The 21,512-nt window shown below is 54.2% G+C and carries 17 protein-coding genes; 8 read left to right on the plus strand and 9 right to left on the minus strand.

The genetic code is table 11. The features are described from left to right. The first annotated feature begins 258 nt into the window (after positions 1–258). The 7 genes from Q0835_RS12140 to Q0835_RS12170 all read left to right on the plus strand — a co-directional run bounded on the left by Q0835_RS12140 (position 259) and on the right by Q0835_RS12170 (position 9,312). Positions 259–1,326, plus strand: coding sequence for a hydroxymethylglutaryl-CoA reductase (locus Q0835_RS12140; protein ID WP_298961451.1), 1,068 nt, complete (start codon positions 259–261; stop codon positions 1,324–1,326). Positions 1,327–1,328: 2 nt separating this feature from the next. Then, positions 1,329–2,261 (plus strand): UbiA family prenyltransferase, encoded by a 933-nt coding sequence (locus Q0835_RS12145; RefSeq protein ID WP_298961453.1) that lies wholly within the window; start codon positions 1,329–1,331, stop codon positions 2,259–2,261. 98 nt (positions 2,262–2,359) lie between these two features. After that, positions 2,360–4,711, plus strand: coding sequence for a PEP/pyruvate-binding domain-containing protein (locus Q0835_RS12150; RefSeq protein ID WP_298961621.1), 2,352 nt, complete (start codon positions 2,360–2,362; stop codon positions 4,709–4,711). Beyond that, the gene (locus Q0835_RS12155) at positions 4,708–5,799 is read left to right on the plus strand and encodes a DUF3419 family protein (protein WP_298961455.1); all 1,092 of its coding nucleotides are present in this window, start codon (positions 4,708–4,710) and stop codon (positions 5,797–5,799) included. The genes Q0835_RS12150 and Q0835_RS12155 overlap by 4 nt, the downstream gene beginning before the upstream one ends. Beyond that, the gene (locus Q0835_RS12160) at positions 5,796–7,097 is read left to right on the plus strand and encodes a hypothetical protein (RefSeq protein WP_298961458.1); all 1,302 of its coding nucleotides are present in this window, start codon (positions 5,796–5,798) and stop codon (positions 7,095–7,097) included. Before Q0835_RS12155 ends, Q0835_RS12160 begins: the two co-directional genes overlap by 4 nt. Next, a complete protein-coding gene (locus tag Q0835_RS12165; RefSeq protein ID WP_298961461.1) occupies positions 7,094–7,894 on the plus strand; it encodes a hypothetical protein in 801 nt (266 codons plus the stop codon). Before Q0835_RS12160 ends, Q0835_RS12165 begins: the two co-directional genes overlap by 4 nt. Beyond that, positions 7,891–9,312, plus strand: coding sequence for an AMP-binding protein (locus Q0835_RS12170; RefSeq protein WP_298961464.1), 1,422 nt, complete (start codon positions 7,891–7,893; stop codon positions 9,310–9,312). The genes Q0835_RS12165 and Q0835_RS12170 overlap by 4 nt, the downstream gene beginning before the upstream one ends. A gap of 74 nt (positions 9,313–9,386) precedes the next feature. Here Q0835_RS12170 and uxuA read toward each other — a convergent pair whose 3' ends face one another. The 8 genes from uxuA to Q0835_RS12210 form a co-directional block, all read right to left on the minus strand. Beyond that, positions 9,387–10,595, minus strand: a complete 1,209-nt coding sequence (uxuA, locus tag Q0835_RS12175) for a mannonate dehydratase (RefSeq protein WP_298961468.1) — start codon at positions 10,593–10,595, stop codon at positions 9,387–9,389. Beyond that, complete coding sequence (gene ugpC / locus Q0835_RS12180; RefSeq protein ID WP_298812943.1) at positions 10,592–11,701, minus strand: sn-glycerol-3-phosphate ABC transporter ATP-binding protein UgpC; 1,110 nt, start codon at positions 11,699–11,701, stop codon at positions 10,592–10,594. Before ugpC ends, uxuA begins: the two co-directional genes overlap by 4 nt. Before the next feature lie 27 nt (positions 11,702–11,728). Continuing rightward, positions 11,729–12,781 carry a carbohydrate ABC transporter permease gene (locus tag Q0835_RS12185; protein ID WP_298961470.1) on the minus strand — a complete coding sequence of 351 codons (1,053 nt, stop codon included), beginning with the start codon at positions 12,779–12,781 and terminating at the stop codon, positions 11,729–11,731. Next, the gene (locus tag Q0835_RS12190; protein WP_298812937.1) at positions 12,774–13,742 is read right to left on the minus strand and encodes a sugar ABC transporter permease; all 969 of its coding nucleotides are present in this window, start codon (positions 13,740–13,742) and stop codon (positions 12,774–12,776) included. The genes Q0835_RS12185 and Q0835_RS12190 overlap by 8 nt, the downstream gene beginning before the upstream one ends. Positions 13,743–13,810: 68 nt before the next feature. Next, positions 13,811–15,085: an ABC transporter substrate-binding protein gene (locus Q0835_RS12195; protein WP_298961473.1), complete on the minus strand. Its 1,275-nt coding sequence runs from the start codon at positions 15,083–15,085 to the stop codon at positions 13,811–13,813. Positions 15,086–15,108: 23 nt separating this feature from the next. Continuing rightward, positions 15,109–16,173: a Gfo/Idh/MocA family oxidoreductase gene (locus Q0835_RS12200; protein WP_298961475.1), complete on the minus strand. Its 1,065-nt coding sequence runs from the start codon at positions 16,171–16,173 to the stop codon at positions 15,109–15,111. Further along, positions 16,170–17,189, minus strand: a complete 1,020-nt coding sequence (locus Q0835_RS12205; protein ID WP_298961478.1) for a Gfo/Idh/MocA family oxidoreductase — start codon at positions 17,187–17,189, stop codon at positions 16,170–16,172. Before Q0835_RS12205 ends, Q0835_RS12200 begins: the two co-directional genes overlap by 4 nt. Then, positions 17,190–18,239, minus strand: a complete 1,050-nt coding sequence (locus Q0835_RS12210) for a Gfo/Idh/MocA family oxidoreductase (RefSeq protein WP_298961481.1) — start codon at positions 18,237–18,239, stop codon at positions 17,190–17,192. Between the two features lie 128 nt (positions 18,240–18,367). Here Q0835_RS12210 and Q0835_RS12215 point away from each other — a divergent pair, with 128 nt between their 5' ends. Next, positions 18,368–19,087 carry a GntR family transcriptional regulator gene (locus Q0835_RS12215; RefSeq protein ID WP_298812926.1) on the plus strand — a complete coding sequence of 240 codons (720 nt, stop codon included), beginning with the start codon at positions 18,368–18,370 and terminating at the stop codon, positions 19,085–19,087. A gap of 36 nt (positions 19,088–19,123) precedes the next feature. Here the strand turns inward: Q0835_RS12215 and Q0835_RS12220 are convergent, their stop codons facing one another. Continuing rightward, positions 19,124–21,424 (minus strand): glycoside hydrolase family 2 TIM barrel-domain containing protein, encoded by a 2,301-nt coding sequence (locus tag Q0835_RS12220; RefSeq protein WP_298961484.1) that lies wholly within the window; start codon positions 21,422–21,424, stop codon positions 19,124–19,126. Positions 21,425–21,512: the final 88 nt, after the last annotated feature.

The raw sequence follows: 21,512 nt of genomic DNA on the forward strand, positions 1-21,512 counted from the left end.
AAGAGGTCTGAGTGACAGTTTGCATTCAGAACAACAACATTATTCTGGATGCAATCGATGCCTATACCTCCAAAAACACTTCACTTTTTGCGCAAGTTGAAAAAAAACTCTGACCCTGTGGACGTTGCAGCACGCCTGCAACCAAGCGAAAGGGTGTCATCACCAATAATGACCTTGCCAAAACCGACAGGTGCCTCAGTATCCAGAATTTGGACTCGATTGAAAAAGTCCGGGGTTCCCTCTTCTGCGCAAGACAGTTTGGCGGATGAACAAACACTTGCGCAGCTGGATGCTTACGCTGGCAACATTGAAAACATGATCGGAACAGTCAAAGTGCCGATCGGTGTGGTTGGGCCACTGTGTGTAAATGGAATTTTTGCGCAGGGTGAGTATTTTGTTCCCTTGGCAACCACTGAGGCAGCTCTCGTTGCATCTTATGCACGTGGAGCCAAAGCCGTTGGGCGATCTGGCGGCGTTAGTGTCGCGACGCTTGGTGAAGGTGTTTTGCGTTCCCCTGCTTTTCGTTTTTCTTCCATTGCAGAGGCAGGGCTGTTTGTCGACTGGGTGGTAAGTTCCTTGGATGATCTGATTTCTGTGGCTGAAACTACCACACGTCACGGAAAACTGCTCTCAATTGACCCGGTGATTGATGGCGAGATCGTCTTTTTGATGTGCCGGTATGACACGGGAGATGCGGCAGGACAGAATATGGTGACCTTTGCAACTGAAGCACTTTGTGCCCATGCTGTTGAAGCGTCGCCTGTGGCACCGAAAACCTGGTATCTGGAAGCAAATTTCTCAGGCGACAAAAAGGCGAGTTTTCTCGGTGCCATGCTGGGCCGCGGGCGTCGGGTCACAGCACAGGTTGATGTGCGCGGAGACGTTGTCGAAAAGACATTTGGGTTGTCGATCGAGCAAATTCTCGAGTATGGCAGGGTTGCAAATCTAGGCGCTTTGATGTCAGGCCAAGTTGGAGCCCAAGCACATTTCGCAAACGGCTTGGCCGCGCTTTATCTTGCAACAGGACAAGATGTTGCCTGTGTTGCGGAATCAGCTGTTGGCTTCACACGGATGGAGCGTAGTGAAAGCGGTCTTTTGGTAACTGTAACACTTCCTAATCTCATGTTGGGTACGGTTGGTGGGGGAACCCAATTGCCCACGCAGTCCGCCTGTCTCGATGTCATAGGACTGAGGGGCACAGGGAATGCTTCTGCGTTAGCCGAGATTGCTGCAGCGATGTGCCTATGCGGAGAGTTGTCGTTGACTGCTGCGGTCGCCGGTGGGCAATTCGGTGACGCACATAAGCGCCTTGCCCGAGGCGAATAGGAATGGGCGGCCAAGTGCAACAACACGGTTCAGTAGTCGAAAGACTGTGGATTTATCAATCTGAACGTTTTCCATTGATCCAGACTGTCCCGCTGCTGGCAGCCTTTTCTGCGGCGTCAGTGACGGCTTCAGCTCGATTGGCGGATCGGTCATTGCCTGATCTTCCTGTCTATTTGATCGCCTTTCTGATCGTAATGATCTTTTTCTGGCAAATGCGTGCACTGGATGAAGTCAAAGATGCGGAAGTCGACCGACGATATCGACCTGAGCGGCCAATCCCGCGTGGTCTTGTATCTTTGAATCTGATCCTTTGGATTGCAGGAGCCGGTGTCCTGCCGGTTGTATTTGCCGCTTACTATTTGGCACCCGTGCTATTGTGGCTCGTTATAGGTGTATGGGTCTGGCTGGCGTTGATGGGTTTTGAATTCTTCGCGCCGACATTTTTGAAGCGGTCGCCCACTCTCTATCTTGTTTCTCATATGGCGATAATGCCACTGATTGACGTGGTCTTGACTGGTTGTGAATGGGTTCCTCACGGCTCGATGCCTCAGGGCATCTGGACGTTTTTGCTGATGAGCCTGGCCAATGGCTGTGTCGTAGAATTTGGCCGGAAAATCTGGGCGCCGGAAGAGGAGCGGGAAGGTGTGGAAACCTACAGCTCCAGCTGGGGGCACCGGCGTTCGCTTCTTGCGCTTGCCGCCGTGACTTTGATTGCCTTTACTGCGCTCGTCGTTTGCGGTGTTTATCTGTCGCGTCCATTTACGACGGCTGTATGCGGGTTCTGTTTGCTGCTTCCGTTCTTGGCATTGATAACCGATTTCTTTCGACACCCCGACAGAAAGCGTCAAAAGCGACTTGAATATGCCTCAGGTGTTTGGGTTCTGGGGTGTTATCTCATTGCTGCCTATGCACCCAGCTTTGGAGACACATTGTGACGCCTATTGTCGACGCTCATCAGGTGTCATCTTCCTCTCTACACTCGGTTGGTGGAAAAGCTTTTGTCCTGGCTGAGTTGTCTCGGCGAGGCTTCAAAGTGCCGCCTTTTTTTGTCATTCCACCTGAGGCAATTGAGAGCGGAAGTTTATCGGAAGAGGGCCGGAGACACGTGAAGGCTGCCTGTCTCGAATTGCCCTCTGTGCAATTCGCTGTGCGGTCATCAGGACGCGCAGAAGATGGTGCTGTTGACTCTCATGCTGGTCAGTTTTTGACCGTGCTTAATGTCGCTATCGAAGATGTGTCTGCTGCAGCCGAGCGGGTTTTTGCCTCAGGTCTTGAGTCTTCTGTTTCGGCCTATCGTGTTGCACGCGGGTTGAACGGCATTGATATGCCGTCCGTCATTGTTCAAGCTATGGTCAAGGCCAGAGCCGCAGGTGTTGCCTTTGCGGCGGACCCTGTTTCCGGTAGACGCGACCAGGTTCTGGTCGCAGCCACTGCTGGATTGGGTGATGCCTTGGTTTCAGGAGAAGTAAGCGGGGAAGCTTGGCGCTTTTCCCTGCCGCATCTAGAAATGCTCGAGGCACCAGATGGAAAAAGTGTGCTTAGCTTGGAAAGTGCGCGCACGATTGCCCAAATGTGCGCGGAAGTCACGAATGAACGAGGTGTGCCACAGGATATCGAGTGGGCATGGGCGGAGAACGATAATGAGCCCTTTCTGCTTCAAGCGCGCCCGATTACGTCAAAACTCTTAGATGCCGGTGCTGCAGAAACCAGACTTCTGGTTTTCGATAATTCGAACATCGTCGAAAGCTACCCGGGCATCGTTTCCCCGCTGACGTATAGTTTTGCTGTCACAGCCTATGAGCGTGTTTATCGTACATTCCTGAATTTGATTGGGACGCGGCGCAAAATGATCGATGGTCATGCGGCAGAACTTTCGAACATGCTCGCTCGAATCGATGGCCGCATGTACTACAATCTTGGCAACTGGTATCGCCTGCTGTCCCTTTTGCCCTTCTTTTCAAGCAATCGCCAACACATGGAAACCATGATGGGCGTTGCCGAGCCTATCCCGGACGAGGTGCTTGCTGGAGTTCAACCGACAACGAGCCCGGTTTCTGGACTGTTGATGGTCGTGAGACTGGTTTGGGCAGCGGTGCGGGTGGCGTCGATCAGATCAGGCTTCATGAAACGTATTGAAGAAACTGTGCCGCCAAAGGTGGATTGGCAACTTTTGTCCCAGCATCCCCTGTCTGCACTGGCGGAGGAATATCGCCGTGTCGAACAAGCTCTTTTGGATGATTGGGATGCGCCTATCGTCAACGACTTTCTTTGCATGATGGCCTTCGGAGGTTCAAGGAAGCTGCTTGAGCATTGGGCTGGTGACCCTGGTCTTCTGCTTCACAATGACGTCATGATAGGTCAGGGAGACATCGTTTCAGCTGAGCCGGCTCGTCTCATTCGAGAAATGGGTGAGGTCGTTCGCACAAATGCCGGTGCGCTTGAAATACTCGAAAGCGACGACCGCGAAGCGATTTTTGGAATCCCCGGATTGGGAGCGCTGCTTAGCAACTATCTGAACCGCTTTGGTGACAGACGCATTGGTGAGCTGAAACTCGAGCAACCCACTTTGGACGAAGAACCAAACGCCCTGTTTCGAGCAATTGCTGCATCGGCTTCGAGGAGCGGACCTCAACCGAACCGCCCTTCAACAGATCACCAGCTTAAGCAGCTGCTACCTCGACAACCGATTAGAAGAATCTTTGCAAGTCTGATCCTTGCTTATACCAAGTCGCGCGTGCGAGATCGGGAAAACTTGCGCTTTGAACGGACTCGTATTTTTGGCTATGCCCGACGTGTATTTCTCGCTATGGGCAAGAGTTTGACGGCAACTGGCTGTATCGAAGAGCCTGGCGATGTTTTCCTACTTACAGTCGATGAATTGCTCGGTGTCGCTGAAGGAACAGCGCTAAGTAGCGATATGCGCGGATTGATTGGTTTGCGTCGACAGGAATTGGAAGACGCTACGAAATTGTCCGATCCTCCTGAACGGATCCTTGTACGAGGCTCGGTGATCGATCGCGCGAGCCGTCAGGCTACTGCTGTTGCAGACAGGGTGGCAAAAGATGAAGGCGAAAGACGTGGTACAGCGTGCGGTGGCGGTTCTGTAACTGGAATTGCTCGCGTCATTCTAGATCCAGCGGAAGAGCAGGTTCGAGCTGGAGAAATCTTGGTTGCTCGACACACCGACCCCGGCTGGATTTCACACTTTGCCAATGCGGCTGCTGTGATTGGCGAGCGTGGAAGTGTGCTTTCTCACTCTGCAATCGTCTCTCGTGAACTGGGTATTCCGTGCGTGGTTGCACTCCACGAAGCTTGCGATTGGATCAATACAGGCGAAAGGATCGAAGTTGACGGATCGTCCGGATGGGTCAGGAAACTGACATGACAATATCGATCGAACAGCGTGCAAGTTTTGAATCAATTCGGTATGCCCGAGCCTGGGAAGATGCAGATGTATTGCTTTCGGCATTTCACGGTCATGCTGGACAGCGGTTTTTATCGATTTGTGCTGCCGGGGACAATGTGCTTGCCTTGCTTATCCTTGATCCAAGTGAGGTTGTCGCTGCAGATCTGTCGAAGGCGCAGCTCGCCTGTTTAAAATTGCGTATCGCAGCTTATCAGGTCTTGTCACATGAAAAATTTCTGGAACTGATCGGTGTCCGCCCGTCTCAAGATCGGGGTGCTCTGCTTGATCAAGTGACCCGCTCCCTGGATGCTGAAACTGCAAGCTTCTGGCAGGGCCTTAGGTCAAATGTTATTAAAAATGGTGCTGGTAACGTTGGGAAATTTGAGAATTATTTTCGTCTCTTTCGTCGATTTGTCCTTCCATTGATTCACACCAAATCGACTGTTGAGAGCGTTTTTACCAAACGTGCACGGGAAGAGCGTGTACGCTTTTTCGAAAATCGATGGGACAATCGTCGTTGGAGGCTTACCACTAACCTGTTTTTCTCACGCAGGGTCATGGGATGGTTAGGCCGGGACCCGGCATTCTTCGACCATGTCGAGGGAAGCGCGGGTTCGCATGTCCGAAATAAAGTGCGCTTCGCCGCTGTCGACCAGAACCCGAGTGAAAATCCATATATGCGCGCCATCTTAACCGGCACAAACACAGAGATCTTGCCCACAGCCTGGAGAGCTGAAAACTTCGAAACGATCGCAGCTCGTCTTGATCGCATCACACTCATTGAAGGAGCCGTGGATCGAACCAACCTGGGGCAATTCGATGGGTTCAACCTTTCAGACATTTTTGAGTATATGTCTTTGGAAGAGACCGAAGAGGTCTACGAAAGGTTGCTTTCTGTTGCCAATGCACGTTCTCGATTTGTCTATTGGAACATGATGGCGCCGCGGAGCGCTCCTCCCGTCTTTTCGGACCGCGTAAGACGCTTGTCTGAGTTGGAAACTCAGTTGAAGCAGTTGGACAAGGCATTCTTCTATGCTGACCTCGTGGTAGAGGAGACGTCCGAGTGATCGCGCAGACAGTTATTGCGCTTGCATCGGTGCTCGCGTTGTTTGCGTTGGCAGCTTTTATTCGAAAAGTCTCTGATAAGTTTTTCCTAAGCGCGGAAAGCCAGCGCAAAGCTGTGCATGTTGGCGTAGGTTTGCATGCAATGCTTTTGCCGTTGCTACTGACGCGGGAAGGTTTTCTCGTCTTTGCGGTATTTTCTGCGCTTGCACTTTTGGTGCTTCGGATACCTGGTATTGCATCCGAGGGTGTTGGAGCATCGCTGCATTCGGTTCAACGCCGGTCCTGGGGTGACTTCCTGTTTCTTCTGGCGGTCTCTCTGCTGTTTGTGCTCTCCGCCGGCCATCCCGCCCTTTATGTCTTGCCGATCGCTGTCTTAACGCTTTCAGATGCGGCTGCTGCCTTGGTCGGTACGGAATACGGCCGGATGCGTTTTGGTGGCGAGGATCGGATCAAGAGCGTTGAAGGCAGCGCTACATTCTTCGTGGTGACCTGGATGACCGCTGTCACCATTTTGTTGCTTGCCACAGACATTCCAAGACAAAACGTGATCCTTCTTTCCACACTTGTTGCCATGTTTTCAACGTATGTTGAGGCAGCGAGCTGGAGAGGCCTGGACAACCTTTTTGTACCAGTCGGTATTTATGTTTTGCTATTCACTTGGGCGGATTCACCTACGATGGTTTTGGCGGCCATCACACTAGGCTGGCTTTTGTTTCTTATCATTGTTCAGTTTGCAGCACCGCTTGTCGGCATGTCTCCACATGCTGCGCGCTCTGCTTCCGTGGCTATGTTCTTGACCGTTGTTGTTGTTTCACCAATGAATGCCGTGCTTCCCCTGCTGGCCTTTCTGGCGGTCTTGCTATCAAGACCAAGTGGAGACGACACGGAATTGATCCTGGACTTTGTTGCTACGCTGATTTTGACTGGAGTGGCTTGGCTGATCACGGGTACATTGTTTGGCATTAACGCAATTGCCTTTTATTCGGGATCCTTTGTAGCAATCGGCGTCGGTTATGCTTGTTATGCATACAGGGGTTCACGCTTTCAGTTTCTCAGTGGAATTGTAGCAGCAGCTGTCGCGTTGCCTGCATACTGGTTGCTGTTGCCCGACATGAACCAATTTACGGGATGGGTTCCGCAGTTGCCGATTGTCGCTGTCGTCTCATTGGTCACGATTGTGGCTGCGATTTCAGAGGTTGTCCGGCCACGGCATTGGAACAGCACCGCCCCTGGTTTCAGGTTCAGTGTTATTGCCTTGGTCTTGCTATTGCCTGTTTACGTTTACGAGGTGCTGAATTGACAGGAGAGCCAAGAGTATTTTCAGATGCCCCCTCCTGGAACGGTATGCGCACAGCGGCGATTGGATGTTTTTCATTTGAAGATGCTGCGAGCGGTGCTGCAACCTTGTCCAGCATTTGTAAGACGCTTAGAGATGAAGGTTACGAAGCCGTTGTCGGGCCAATGGATGGTTCGACATGGGGTACTTACCGCCTGCCGATCTGGTCCGATGGCAGTCCAGCTTTTTTGATGGAGCCCAACGGTTCGATTGATGACTTCGAGGCCTATAAACGGGCTGGGTTTGAAGTTGCCGAGCTTCACGCGTCTGCAAGTGCCAAACCTGGCTCGCGTGGCTTTTCCAATGCGGTCCCGGATCTTCGGATTGAAAGTTGGAATGGGCAGAGGTCGGAAGATCTGCTGTCAAGCGCACATTCTTTGGTGATGGACGGGTTCCGGAAAACGCCGTTCTTTACACCTGTGCCTGAGGCTCTGTTCATCCAGCGTTATGCACCACTTCTGGCCAAGGCAGATCCGCGTTTCATACTCCGAGCGATCGATGATGACGGTGCTGTTCAGGGCCTGACACTGGCGTTCCCGGACCCGATCCGACGTGGCGCGGTTGTGCTCAAGACTTATGTGGGAGCGATCCCTGGTGCCGGTCGTGTCATGGCCGACAGGGTTCATGAGCGGGCGGGGGACCTCGGTTATCGCGAAGTCGTTCACGCCCTGATGCGTTCTGGAATTGCTTCTGAAGCTCAGAGCCGGAAATTCGACGGTGTTGCTTTTCGACACTATGCCCTGATGGGGCTGCGATTGTGAATCTGATCCATGACTTTCTTACCGAAGCTGGAGTTCGCGCCAACCAAACAGCGATCATTGACAAGTCTGGCAAGTCAGTCACCTATAGCGAACTCAGCAGAATGTCCGCGCAGCTGGCGGGAGAGTATTCTGCCAAGGGTATCGTTAAAGGGGATAGGGTCCTTGTGGGGACGTTTCCCGGCATTGGTCTTTACGCTGGTCTTGCAGCGCTTTGGCGGCTTGGTGCCGTAGCAGTTTTTCCGGAACCTGCGCTGGGAATTACCGGAGTTCGGCATGCTGCATTGGTAACACAGCCCAAGGCATTGCTGGCGTCATGGAAGGTCGGTGTGTTGGCGCGTTTGTTTCCAGAAACACGCCGTATTCCCATCCGGTTGTCGGCAGAAACAGCTGGTCGAGGCGAGAACGATATTCTGGAGCCCATGGAGCCCTCCGAACCTGCGCTGATATCCTTTACCAGTGGCAGTACAGGTCAGCCGAAAGCAATTGAACGCTCACATGGGTTGATGCGCGCGCAACACACAGCTCTGGCACCCTTGATTGCGCCGGAACGCGAAACTGAAGTGGATATTGTTGCGTTTCCTGCCTTCGTTCTCACTTGCATCGGTCACGGTACCACGGCGGTAATGCCGACCTGGAACTTGCGTCGGCAAGACCGGATGCCCCTGACTGCTGTCACTCACCTGGCTGAGCACACGAACGCGACACGCCTGCTTTTGCCTCCTGTAGCAGTTGCGCAGCTGAAACATGTGCCATTACCTTCGAATGTCCGAAGGATAATGACAGGAGGTGGACCTCTTTATCCGGACGTCGCACGGCAGTTTCTCAAAGAGCATGCCGGCTTGGGTCTGACGAACGTTTACGGATCGACAGAAGCGGAACCGATTGCATTCGAGCATCTTGAAAACCTTGCTGAGCAGGATTGGGTAATCGCGGCGACAGGCGGTGGATTGCCTGTTGGTGTGCCAGTAAAAGACGTTGTCTTGCGCGTTCACGAAAACGAAATTCAAGTTGCTGGACCACATGTCAATCGTGGGTATCTCGATCCAAGTCAGAACGAAACAACAAAGATTTATGATGGCGATCGTATCTGGCATCGAACAGGAGACGCTGGGCGTTTGGATGACCAAGGGCAGCTCTGGTTGCTCGGGCGACATGGCGCTTCAACAGATGGTCTATTTGCCTTTGCAATCGAAACGGCGGCACGTCTTTGGCCAGGTGTCTCCGCGGCGGCATTTGCGGTCGACACAAATAGCAAACCAGTTCTTTTCTTAGCAGGCAGTAGCCAATACGCGGTGCAATGGAAGTCTCAAATGAATGCACTCGCCGACATCGAACTGGTGGTGGTAGATCGGATTCCAATGGACCGGCGTCATCGCTCAAAGCCCGATATCAAGAAATTACTGGCCGACCATCGCTGATTTTGTCGAACTCTGCCCAACAATCTTTTAGCGATTGCGGAGGGAAATCTTGTCGTCAACGATTTCCTTTGGCTTCAAACGTTTCTTTCGAACGCTGACATAACGCCTCTTAGTTCCGCCAGCCCGCGCATGCGGCCGATCAGGGGGTAGCCGGGCATGCTTGCGACGGTCAGGTCGCTGAGCAGATCCTGGCCGTGGTCTGGGCGCATCGGTATTTCGTGGTCGTTTCTGCCTTCCGCCCGCCTGCGTTTTTCCTCTCTTAAAAGAGCCTCGACAACGCCGACAATGTCGATATCGCCCTCCAGATGGGCTGCTTCGAAAAAGCTGGTTCTTGCGCGGTTTGCAGGGGCAACACGCATGGTGCTTCTCAAATGCGCAAAATGGATGCGCCCTCCAAGCCGTTCCACGAAACCGACACCATCAAACTGTGGTGAAACCCCGAGCGAACCGGTGCAAAGCGTTATGCCGTTGGCACTGATATCAACTGCCTCCATGACACGCCGGTAATCGTCTTCGGTTGACATGACCCTCGGCAGTCCCAACAGGGAGAAAGGAGGATCATCGGGATGGCAGCAAAGACGCAAACCGAGCCTTTCCGCTTCAGGGGCGACTTCGGAAAGGAAGTCGATCAGATGCTGGCGCAACTTGTCCGCTGAAATATTCTTGTAGCTTGATAGATGCACCCGGATCTCGTCGAGTGTCCAGGTGTCGTTTGCGCCCGGAAGACCGGCCACGATGTTCTGCTGGAGAGCCTGGCGTTCCTGATCGCTGAGTTCGGAAGCCCTTTGCCGGGCTCGCTCGCAAAAGTCGGCGTCATAGTCGTCCGAAGCTCCCGGACGCTCTAAGAGAAACAGATCAAAGGCGGCAAAGTCGAGAAGGTCGAACCACATGGCTGTTCCGCCGTGGGAAAGCTTTCGTCTGAGATCCGTTCGCGTCCAGTCAAGGACCGGCATGAAGTTGTAGCACACGGTTTTGATGCCGCAGGCAGCAATGTTCTGCAGGCTGGTCTTGTAGTTTGCCACATGTTCTTTGAAGTCCGCCGATTGCAGTTTGATCGCCTCTGAAACCGGCAGGCTCTCCACGACATCCCAATGGATCGGTGTTGCGCTTTCAGGTCCGCCGCGGGAAATCAGGGCCTGCCGTTCAGCAATGTTATTTTTGCTCCAGACAAGGCCAGGTTTGATGTGATGCAATGCACTGACAACGCCCTGCACTCCGGCCTGATGCAATTCATGAATTCCGATTGTGTCGTGGGGACCAAACCAGCGCCAAGTCTGTTTCATTGAGCAGATGCCTCGGAAGTGTTGCCGGTTCTGTTTTTGCGCAGCGTCAGTCCGGTTTCAGTGTCGAAAAGATGCGTCGTATCGACATCGACTTCCAGCAGAAGCTTGTCGCCAACGGAGACATTCACCTGTCCAGGGCGATGGACGGTGATGTTGTCTCCCATGTCGCTGACCGCGTAGATGTAGGAGTCGCCGCCCAGCTGCTCGACCGATTTGATGTTCGCATTCAACCCATGGGTCGCATCGGATCCAGGTGCGATGTCGTTCGGCCGTATTCCCAGCGTTACCTTTGCGCCGTCTTTCAAGTGGAACCTGGCTTCAGGCAGCTCAATGCTTTCGCCGTTTTTCAATAGGAGGCGGTTTCCTTGAAGTTCGCCCTGAATGAAGTTCATTTTTGGCGAGCCGATGAAGCCGGCTACAAAGATATTGGCTGGGTCGTTGAAGAGGTCCAGAGGTTTGCCATACTGCTCGACCAGTCCACTACGCAGCACTGCAATCTTGTCGGCCATTGTCATGGCCTCGACCTGATCGTGGGTCACGTAGATCATCGTGTTGCCAAGCTGACGGTGCAGTTGGGCAATTTCCGAGCGCATATCGACGCGCAGCTCCGCATCGAGATTTGAAAGGGGCTCGTCAAAAAGAAAAATGCGCGGTTCGCGAACAACGGCACGTCCGATCGCAACACGCTGGCGCTGTCCGCCAGACAGGTCCCGTGGCCGCCTGTCCATCAATTCGTCGATCTGCAGCATCTTGGCGGCCGCGTTTATCTTTTCCTCAATGACCGGTTTCGGTGTCTTCAGGTTTTCAAGGCCAAAGGAGAGGTTTTGACGCACGTTCATGTGCGGATAGAGCGCATAGGACTGGAACACCATCGCAAGTCCGCGTTCGGCAGCAGCGACCTCATTCACCTGATCGTCACCAATATAAAGATCTCCGCTGGTGATGCTTTCCAGTCCGGAGATCATCTTCAGCAAAGTGGATTTGCCGCAACCCGAGGGGCCGACGAAAACGCAGAATTCACCATGGGCAACTTCCAGGTCGACACCCTTGATAACCTCAACGGCTCCGTAGGACTTTGTCACATTCTTCAGTCTGAGATCGGCCATTTTTGCGCTTCCCGCTCATTGTTTTGGTTATTTGCCACCAGTCGAAGCAATTCCGGTTGCGATGTATTTCTGCAAAAAGGCAAACACGAGGGCAACCGGCAGAAGGGTCAGAACCGTCATGGCCAGGAGGCTGCTCCACTGGGTGGTCATCTCACCCTGGAAGGAGTTCAGCGCCAGCTGCAGTGTGAAGTTATCCGATCTGGAAAGCGCAATCAGCGGCCATAGGAAATCATTCCAGCGCCACATGATGGCAAGGATTGCCAGCACGGCAATCGCAGGTGCGCTCAACGGAAGAACAATGCGCCAGTAGATTTTCCACTCACTTGCCTTGTCCATGCGCGCAGCATCCAGGATTTCGTCCGGGATCGTCAGCATGTATTGCCTCAAAAGAAAAATGCCGGTCGGTGTGGCGGCACCTGGAACAATGACCCCCCAGAGGCTGTCGAGCATCCCGAGTTCCTTGGTCACAATGAACAAGGGAACAAGAACTACGGTTTGCGGGATCATCAGAACCCCTATGACCATGGCCATAACCGCTGCTCTGCCACTGAACTTGTATTTTGCCAGCGCGAAAGCAGCCATTGAATTCACGATCAGCATGATCACCGTTGCCACAACCGTGATGAAGGTGCTGTTCCAGAAAAACCTCAGAAAATCGAATTTGCTGAAGAGATTGGTGTAGTTTTCGGTCGCGATCGAAATCCGTTCGATCGGTTCGCGGTCCTTAAGACCGATCTTGACAATTTGGTCCGGCGCGTCGAGGCGCACGACCTGGGAGGTCAATCCAATCCGCCGAACCTGCGCAACCGTCTCGCCTGCGAGTTCACCGCTGACGACCTTGTAGAGCGGCAGGGGCTTTGAATACCCTTCAAGCTCAACCGTCTGAGCCGCATAGGGAAGAAAACGGGGCGGAAACCGGTCGAGCTCTGCATCCGTCTTGAAGGATGACATGACCAGCCAGACAACCGGGCCGAACATCAGCAAGATGCCGAAAAGCAGATAGGCGTAGGTAAACCAGTCCGTCCAATGCAGCTTTCCGTGGCCGCGCGTGCGCGTCAGAAAATCAATTGCCTTAGCCATCTGCATTCCTCCTCGTGAACTTGAGCTGGAGGAAGGTCAAAGCTGCCAGGACGAGCGCCAGAATGATCGACGCTGCCGATGCCAGACCAAACAGCCTTGGCGCCCCGGCAAAACCTGTCTCGTAGATGTATTGGATGATAAGCGTCGTGGCCGAACCCGGGCCGCCTCCGGTGAAAGCGTAAACCTCATCAAATGTCTGAACGCCCTTGATGAGTGCAAGCACCATCACGACGAGCATGGTCGGCATCAAGAGGGGCAGTGTAATCCGGTAAAAGGTGCGGAAAGGCTTTGCGGCATCCATCGTAGCTGCGTCATAGACATCTCTGGGGATCGCTTGCAGGCCCGCCAGAAGGATCAGGGTATAAAAACCCATATGGGCCCAGACAGACAGAAACACGGACCAAGCGAAGGCCCAGTTCCGATCGAGCATCCAGACAACGCGCTCCAGTCCAAGTTGCTCAAGTCCGGCATTCATCAGGCCGTTTCTCTGCAGGATCCACTTCCAGATCAAGGCGACGACGACCGGCGACAACAGCACGGGAAAGAAGAAGACACTCCGGAAAAATCCGCGTGCGCGAATTCTGCGGTTCAGGATCAGCGCGGTCACGAGTGAAACGCCGACCATGATCCCGACTTGAAGGACGATGAACAACAATGTGTTGTGAACGGAGCGCCAGAAAAGGTCGAGTTCGCAACTGTTTGCATCCAGATAGTTGGAGCAGGCTGTGAGCGCGGCGAAGTTCTCACCCGCCACGTAGGTCCGGTCCCAAAGCATGATGTTGTCAGTGCCGGTAAAGGCATAGGCGACGTTCAAAAGGATCGGCAGGAACGCGAACAGGCCGAAGAGGACAAGATTGGGAAAAAGGAACACCCAGGCGATGGAATGTCCTCGCAGGTACCTTTGCGCATGCCTCATCGGGATATCGATGAGGTCCATAAAGAAGGAAACAATTCTGATCATGACATCTTGCCCGCCAATGCCGAAGGGGGCGGGCGCTGGATGCGCCCGCCCTTAAGAGCTAACTGGTCTTATTTGCCAGCTTCCGCCAAGGCGGTTGCGAGGTCTTCCTTCGCCCTATCCATGGCGTCTTCGACGCTGAGCTCACCGACAATTGCCTGTGAAACCCTGGCCAGTGTGATGTTGAACATGGCCCGGTTATTCTTGTAGCCCTGATATTTGAAGGCGACCGGCAGGATCTTTGCGACCTGCGCTCCCCAGGCGTTCAGTGCGTCGTTGGCCTTTTGTGAGGCGTCGATGTAGGTCACGCCCTTGGCCGCCACGCCGGAATGCGCAGGAATGTTGAGCGACTTGGCAGTGAGTTCGGCGTAGTTGTCCTCCTGAGCGAGATAGTCGATCAGCTTGGCAACGGTTTCAGGATGTTTGGTGTCCTTGAAACCCACAAAACCTGCGCCGCCCGGCATGCCGGAACAGCCAGCAGCACCGCAAGGCGATCCTACGACCTCCCAGTCAAAGGCGTCACCGATGGAGGAATCCATCCGCTGCACCTGCCAGCTGCCCGAGAAGTAATAGACGAGCTCCCCATTGATGAATTCCTGCGCCGCGTCCTGGTAGCTGGTGCCGCCGCTTGCGCCCCACACGTCCCGGGCCATGGTGCCGTCATTGTGCCATCCGACAAACTTGTTCACGTATTCGGTGAAAGCGTCATCGACGAGGATCGGATCGCCGTTTTCGTCAAAAAGTTTGGCACCGTAGGAAATCGCAGGACCCGCGATGCGGTGGCCGGACCGGTCCATAGCCATCGGAAACGGGGTTTGCGTTGCTTCTGCTACCTGGCGGGCAGCATCGGCCCAGGTGTCCCAGTCCGCATCGGCCGCCGGTATTTCGACACCGGCCTGTTCGAACAGGGTCTTGTTGATGTAGGGGCCTGTGATCGTCAGCTGCGAGTGCAAGCCGTAGATGCCGTCATCGTCCGGTCCTGACCGGTACCAGTTCAATGTGTCGCCAAACGACGTTTCCCAATAGTCGCGATCCACGTAGGGCGCGAGATCGAGATAATACTCGTTGAGCCCACCGAGATCCGTCACCTTGGCGATATCCGGACCAGTTCCGGCTGCAAGCTGGACCGGCAGATTTTCCAGAATTGCCTTGTACGGCACCTTGTCCATGACAACCTTGACGTCAGGATTGTCAGCTTCAAAGCGCTGAATGATTTCCATAGCGGCTTCGCATTCGTTGCCGTCCGAGGAACACATGAGCCGAATTTCTTCAGCAGATGCCGCTCCTACGCCCAGCATAAGCGATGCGAGTACTGCACCGCTGGCAAGTTCGAGTTTCCTGTTCATCTTCACTCCTCCCTTTTCAGTATTCAGGTCAGCTGTTTTGGCTTCCAGCCTGAATAAAGTTCGTTGTCGGCAGTCAGCGGCAGGCTTATGGACCTGTTCTCGCGTGCTGCCTGGTAAATCGCGCTGACAAGCTCAATGGATTGTCGCCCGTCTTCAGCGCTTACGGCAAGTGTGCCGCCTTTTTCCAGTGCGTCCGCCAGAGCTTCAAAAAAGCCGGCGAACCCGGAAAGTCCGTCCTGCACCCTGGAAAGGACATCATCGACTTCCGATTGCGTGATGGGCGCACGGGCGACGAATGTCCATTCGCCTTCGGCAGGCGCATAGGGTTCGCTGCCACTTTCGGCCGTCAGGCCTTCAAAGCAGAACCGAATGCGGCTGGTGTTTGTCGACGCACCAAGTGTGATCGAACTGGTTGCTACGCTGCCATTGACCATCTGGAATGAAATTGCAGCGCAATCTTCCACTTCGATGTCGTTCACACGCGTCGCAACCGAGGCGTTGACCCGCGCGGGAGCGCCCATGACAGTTGTGAGCAGATCATGATTGTGAATGGCGTGACCAAGAACCGCACCGCCGTTTTCACCGTCCCAGGTCCCGCGCCAGGGGACAGCGTAATAGGCCTCATCCCTATCCCAGTGTGTTTCAAGACTTGCGGCATAAGGCTTGCCCGCAAGCCCGGCATCGATCAAAGCCTTGAGTTTTGCCATGCCCGGACCGAAGCGATACTGGAAAACCGGGGTCAGGCGGCGGTTTGCCTTTCTAGCGGCAGCCACCAGCTCGTCGGCTTCCTTGAGCGAGGTGACCAGCGGTTTTTCACAGACCACATGCTTGCCGGCTTCCAGGGCCTGCATGACGACCGGATAGTGAAGGTGTGGCGGTAGACAGACATCCACCAGATCGATTTCAGGATCGGCCATCACCCTGGACAGATCCGCCTCCACCTGGACGTTGGTGCCGGCGACAACGTCTGTCGCACGTTCAATGTCCAGATCGCACATGACTTTGACGGAATATCTCTCTGGCAGGGCGCGATACCCCTCCAGATGGGCACGGCCAATACCCGCACCAATGATCGCGACCCGGATCATGACTGACCTCGGTCTTCGGCGATGAGTTGCGCCTTAAGGCCAAGCTCCATAACCTTGAAAGCGTGGGTTTGGGACATCGCGGTTTCCGAACGGTTGTTGATGTCGTCGGTAAGTCGCTGAAAGTAGGGTAACCCGGCTTGTGAGCAGTCGATCTTTTCGCACCGTGTGCCGTTCACCAGGAACAAGTGATCAATGCCGGGTTTTCCGGCCACGTCGACATATTTACGGAGCTCAAGATAGCCTTGGGTTCCCAAAATCGTCAGTCTGCCATCACCCCAGGTCGGGAGTGCGTCGGGTGTATACCAGTCCACTCGAATGTAACCGTGTCCCTGGGAACTTCGCAGAACGATTTCGCCGAAGTCCTGGAGCCCTGGGCGGTGCGGATTGGCGTAGTTAGCAACGCTTGCAGCGGTGATCTCGGCATCCGCTGAACCGGTGAAGTACAGAAACTGGTCGATTTGATGCGATGCTATATCCGTCAGGATGCCGCCATAGCTGTCACGCTCGAAAAACCATTCGGGCCGAGAGGCTTCGTTCAGTCGATGCGGTCCCATGCCAAGCGTTTGAACCACCTTGCCGATGGCGCCTTCCTGAACCAATTCCGCGGCGCGCGTAACACTTGCCACTTCGAACCGCTCAGAAAAGTTCACTGACCAGATGCGGCCGGTCCGTTCAACACAGCTTTTGATCGCATCCAGTTGTTCCAGCGTCGTGCAGCCGGGTTTGTCGACCATGACGTCCTTGCCGGCCTCCATCGCAGCAATCGCCAACTCCGCGCGTTGCGAAGGCACCGATGCAATCAGCACGAGGTCGATCGCAGGGTCATTGAAAATGTCTTCCCGGTTCTCGACCATCGGTACATCCGGAAAACGTTTGGCGAAGCCTTCATGGGTTTCAGGCTTTCCCAGTGTCCACCAGGATGTGAACTCTGCCCCAGCCAGCTTCATGTTCTCCGACATTCCAAAAATGTGCCGGTGATCAATTCCCAACGCGGCGAACTTGAGGGGTTTTGACATTCAGTGCTCCAATTGGGGGATTGCTACGGCTGACTTTTGCGATGCGGACTGGATCAGAGCCTGGATCAACCGGTGCACCCGCAAGGCTTCGCGGCCGCTGCATTTCGGTGCACGCTTGTCGGCAATTGCATCGGCCATATCCTCGATCACTGCCTGGTGCCATTCGTGGGTAAATGCCATCGGATCGGCTCCTCCGCCCGTCGCACTTTCCTCGCCTAAAGTCTCGACGCTGCCATCATGCATGAGGATCTCCAGTCGGCCGGATTTCAGGGCCGCCGATCCATGCTGGCAATGAAGTGTGATCGATTCCGCACCACCAGGGAAACTTGCCGTGCTGGCAACGAGAGAGCCGACTGCGCCATTGTCAAATCGCAGTCCGGCGCTGACAAAATCTTCTGCTTCCAGATCGTGAAGGGAGGTCTTTGCTGCCATTGCCTGAACCTCAATGACTGGACCGGTTAAGGACAAGGCAAGATCCAGTGTGTGGATCGCCTGGGAAATGAGCACGCCCCCGCCATCGCGCTGGTAGGTCCCTCGACCGGGTTCGTCGTAGTAGGATTGCGCTCGCCACCAGGGAACCGTGATCTCCACCAGGGCGATCTCTCCCAATGTTCCTTGTTTCAGAACGTTGTCCAGCTGCTTTGCTGAAGCGCGCATGCGATGCTGGAAGACGATGCCGAGTGGAACGCCCGCGGTCTCACAGCGCCTGACAATGTCTTCAGCGGCCTCATATGTCCGCTCAATCGGTTTTTCCATAAGGATTGGCAGGCCGCGATCGGCAAGCGTTGCGACCATGTCTGACCGAGCATTTGGCGGTGTACAGACAATCACAAAATCCAGGTCCTTATCGGACACCAATTCCCGAAGGTCGGCGTAGATCTTCGGCGCTGCAGGTAGAAAACCGGATGCTTCGGTCAAGAATGCCTCGGCGCTTTTTTTGCTGCGCGATAGAACGCCTCGCAATGAGACCCTGCCGTTTGTAGCGGCAATGGCGCGTGCGTGGGTCTGCGCCACCATACCAAGTCCGACCAAGGCTACTTGCATACTCATTAGGACCTTCTCGACCACCTTTATTTATCAACTAGCACACCGGTATACCGGTTGTAAATAGATGCGTGTACCGGTATACCGGTAGGTAAGAATCCGGAATTTTCCTGTATCAATTTGGTCGAAAAACTATGACGACAAGTGCCAATAGTCCGGCACGCACGGACTTGGAATTCAAGCGTATTGACGCTTCCAAACCAGCGGGCGATCAGATCTTCGGATCAATAAAACACGCCATCCTGAATATGGATCTACGGCCCGGGTGCATTGTCTCCGAAGCCGAAATTGCAGCAAAATTCGGGGCCAGCCGGACCCCCGTTCGAGAAGCTTTCATGCGCCTTCGCGAGGCGGGGCTGGTGGTCACTTATCCCAGCCGAGGCAATTTTATTTCCAGGCTCAACAAAGAAAAAATCCTGGAAGCCCGCTATTTGCGGGAAGCCCTTGAGATGGCGAATATTCGCCGCCTGGCCTCGGGCGGTTTGCCCAGTGCGTCCCACGATCGCTTGCTTCAAAACCTGAAAGCGCAGGAAGATGCTGTCGCCATTGGCGATGCAGTCGTCTTTGGAAACCTGGACGACGCATTTCACCTTGAACTTGCCGAAGCAACGGGATTTCCACGCGCCGCACAGGTGCTGGAGAAAGAAAAGATGGTTCTCGACCGTCTGCGTGTTTTGTCGCTCAGGGACAAGAACCATCTTGGATTTCTAAAGGACGAACATGCGCGGATTTTTGAAGCAATTTGCGCCCGGGACCTTACTGAAGCGGTGCGTTTTGGCGAATTGCATTTCTCCTCCATCTTGAAAGTCCTGGCTGACCTTGAGATACGGCACTCGGACTATTTCGACGATTGAGTAGCAGCAAGTTGTCGATCGGGGATACGGGCAGGGCTACTCGACCTGAAGAGTGAGCCTCTTTTCGGGAAACCTGGACGTTTTCACACTGATATGTGCGTTCCCCTTCTTACCTGACTGCGCACGCACCCAGAAGCCGGTGCCACCACCTCTCAGGGCGACCTTTTCGGGCCCGATGAGTTCAATCGGTCCATCGAGTTCGATGGAAACGCTGTCATTCAAGAAGGTGAGCGGATTGCCGACCTGGTCCAGAGCCTTTGTCAGAACACGCGTTTCATTGTGGTCCGGATTGAGCGTCATCCGATCAGGTTCCAGACGCAACTCCGTTGCCAGAGGGTTGGCGACAAAATTCCGCGTTACGACCGGCTCGCCATTTAAGTAGCCTGTAAATTCGACATCCGGCCAGTCATGCCCCCAGACCCCGAGTGCGTCTTCTGCTTCCGTACTCAGTTCTAGGCAGAACGGTGGATGCGGCAAATGTGGAAAGTTTACTGTGTCGCGGAAGATCTCGAAGCTGTTGCCATTGGAATAGGTCATTCTGATTTCATCGCAGTTCGATAACACCATAAGCGGAAGTGTGCCGCCAATGTTGCGTTCACCACGCGCCCATATACTGACAGGCTCCAATATCACCTTGCGGTTCGGGCTGGTCTGGCTTGCATAGGCGTAACCTGCAAGCTTCATTTCCCGAAACATCGTCATGACACCGTGATAGCAAACCCTGTCGCCCGATCCGAAATCCTGATGTGTGTTGTAATCGAACATGCACCAGCCAATGCAGCCTGAAACGGCATCGTCACCATAAGCAGCGTTCAGAATTTCAAGGTGCCGGGTAACGTGCTCTATTTGCCGCTGTTCCTGATCGAATATCTTGGTGGGATACATGTGACCATTATATTCGGTCACGAGGTAGGGCACCGGTTTCACGAGTCCCGTGGTTTCCTTCCGGTCTCTCAGCGGCGTTCGCGGACGATTGACACGAGGATCTTCAAACGATCCCAGAACGAAATCGTTGAATGTATAGACATCTTCAAGCAACGAACTTTCGGTATCTTTGCGAATTCCACCCGTCTGTCTTGTCCTGTCCAGTTCCCGGGCAAGCGCATTGGTGCGTTGATAAAAGGCGTCGTCGTCAGCAGATTCATTGATGCGGACACCCCAGAGTACGATGGAGGGATGGTTCCAGTCCCGCTCGATCATGCGCCGCACATTTTGAACAGCTTCGTCTTTCCAGGTCTCGCCGCCAATATGCTGCCAGCCGGGTATTTCCTCCAGAACCAGAAGTCCGATCCTGTCGCAATGATCCAGGAACCATGGCGATTGTGGGTAGTGAGAGGTTCTGACGATATTGCAGCCCAACTCTTCCTTCAGCAGTTCGGCATCGCGTTCCTGTGAAGCGCGCCCTTGTGCGTAACCGGAATAGGGAAACGACTGGTGCCGGTTCAATCCGATCAGCTTCACCTTCCTGCCGTTGATGAGGAAGCCCGCCGGTGTGAATTCTGCCGTGCGGAAGCCAAAGACTGTTTCGAAAGTGTCTTTTGAACCATCTGCGCGCATTGCAAGGCGAAGCGTATAGAGGGCAGGATTGTCCAGGTCCCATAGCGATATGTTTTTTAGATTCTCGAACGCCAGAGCAGCAATCTGGTCGGCAACAATGTCTGTAGTGCTCGCCGCAATGAATTCGCCGTCAGGGGAGATCAGTTCCCCATGAAGCTGACCGTTGACCGCCGTTTGAGCAGGATTGCTCAACCAGATCCTGGCAAAAACACCGGGTGCTTCGCTCAGTGTGTCTTGCGTCTCGATCTTCACTGTCTTGATCGAGATACTGTCAGCAATTTGCAGCCAGGCTTCGCGATAGATGCCGGCATAGGTCAGGTAATCGATACGGCCGCCAAAGGGTGGGATGTCCGGATTTTCCGATCCATCCACGCATACGGTGATCAGGCATTCGCCGTCGCGAAATGCCTCTGTCAGCCGGACTTCAAAAGGCGTGTAACCGTCCTTGTGTCCGGCAACGTGCACCCCGTTCAAAAAGACCGATGCATTCGCCATGACACCGTCAAAAACGAGATTGATCTCCTTGTCTTGAAAGGAGTCGGACCATTGCAGCTTCTTTTGATAGGTGAAGGGTTTTTGATAGGAGCGTTCGTCGAAATAGTCGAACGGCAATTCAATGGCGGTATGCGGCAATCTCACCGTGTCGCCGTCGAGGTGTTGACCTGCCATTTGCGGCTCAAAACCTGCGACGAAGGTCCAGTCTTCACAGAAATTCAGTTTCTTGGGCATTGGTGGTCCTGTCCGGCGGAAAACGTGGGTCCGGTCGGGCGGACGCGCCATTGGATCCACCCAACCGGAACTACCTGAGGGGGCGATTGCCAGTGGGACGGCTATTGCAATCCTCAAGTTCGACAAGAATGGGACGGCA

The sequence above is a fragment of the uncultured Roseibium sp. genome, from assembly GCF_947499295.1.
In the GTDB taxonomy this organism is placed as follows: Bacteria; Pseudomonadota; Alphaproteobacteria; order Rhizobiales; family Stappiaceae; genus Roseibium.

What these genes read in the sequence shown, in the direction of transcription:
- Q0835_RS12200 (WP_298961475.1), bottom strand. Translation starts at nt 16,173, where the DNA reads ATGATCCGGGTCGCGATCATTGGTGCGGGTATTGGCCGTGCCCATCTG.
- Q0835_RS12185 (WP_298961470.1), bottom strand. Translation starts at nt 12,781, where the DNA reads ATGGCTAAGGCAATTGATTTTCTGACGCGCACGCGCGGCCACGGAAAG.
- Q0835_RS12190 (WP_298812937.1), bottom strand. Translation starts at nt 13,742, where the DNA reads ATGATCAGAATTGTTTCCTTCTTTATGGACCTCATCGATATCCCGATG.
- ugpC (WP_298812943.1), bottom strand. Translation starts at nt 11,701, where the DNA reads ATGGCCGATCTCAGACTGAAGAATGTGACAAAGTCCTACGGAGCCGTT.
- Q0835_RS12215 (WP_298812926.1), top strand. Translation starts at nt 18,368, where the DNA reads ATGACGACAAGTGCCAATAGTCCGGCACGCACGGACTTGGAATTCAAG.
- Q0835_RS12145 (WP_298961453.1), top strand. Translation starts at nt 1,329, where the DNA reads ATGGGCGGCCAAGTGCAACAACACGGTTCAGTAGTCGAAAGACTGTGG.
- Q0835_RS12195 (WP_298961473.1), bottom strand. Translation starts at nt 15,085, where the DNA reads ATGAACAGGAAACTCGAACTTGCCAGCGGTGCAGTACTCGCATCGCTT.
- Q0835_RS12220 (WP_298961484.1), bottom strand. Translation starts at nt 21,424, where the DNA reads ATGGCGCGTCCGCCCGACCGGACCCACGTTTTCCGCCGGACAGGACCA.
- Q0835_RS12205 (WP_298961478.1), bottom strand. Translation starts at nt 17,189, where the DNA reads ATGTCAAAACCCCTCAAGTTCGCCGCGTTGGGAATTGATCACCGGCAC.
- Q0835_RS12210 (WP_298961481.1), bottom strand. Translation starts at nt 18,239, where the DNA reads ATGAGTATGCAAGTAGCCTTGGTCGGACTTGGTATGGTGGCGCAGACC.
- Q0835_RS12155 (WP_298961455.1), top strand. Translation starts at nt 4,708, where the DNA reads ATGACAATATCGATCGAACAGCGTGCAAGTTTTGAATCAATTCGGTAT.
- uxuA (WP_298961468.1), bottom strand. Translation starts at nt 10,595, where the DNA reads ATGAAACAGACTTGGCGCTGGTTTGGTCCCCACGACACAATCGGAATT.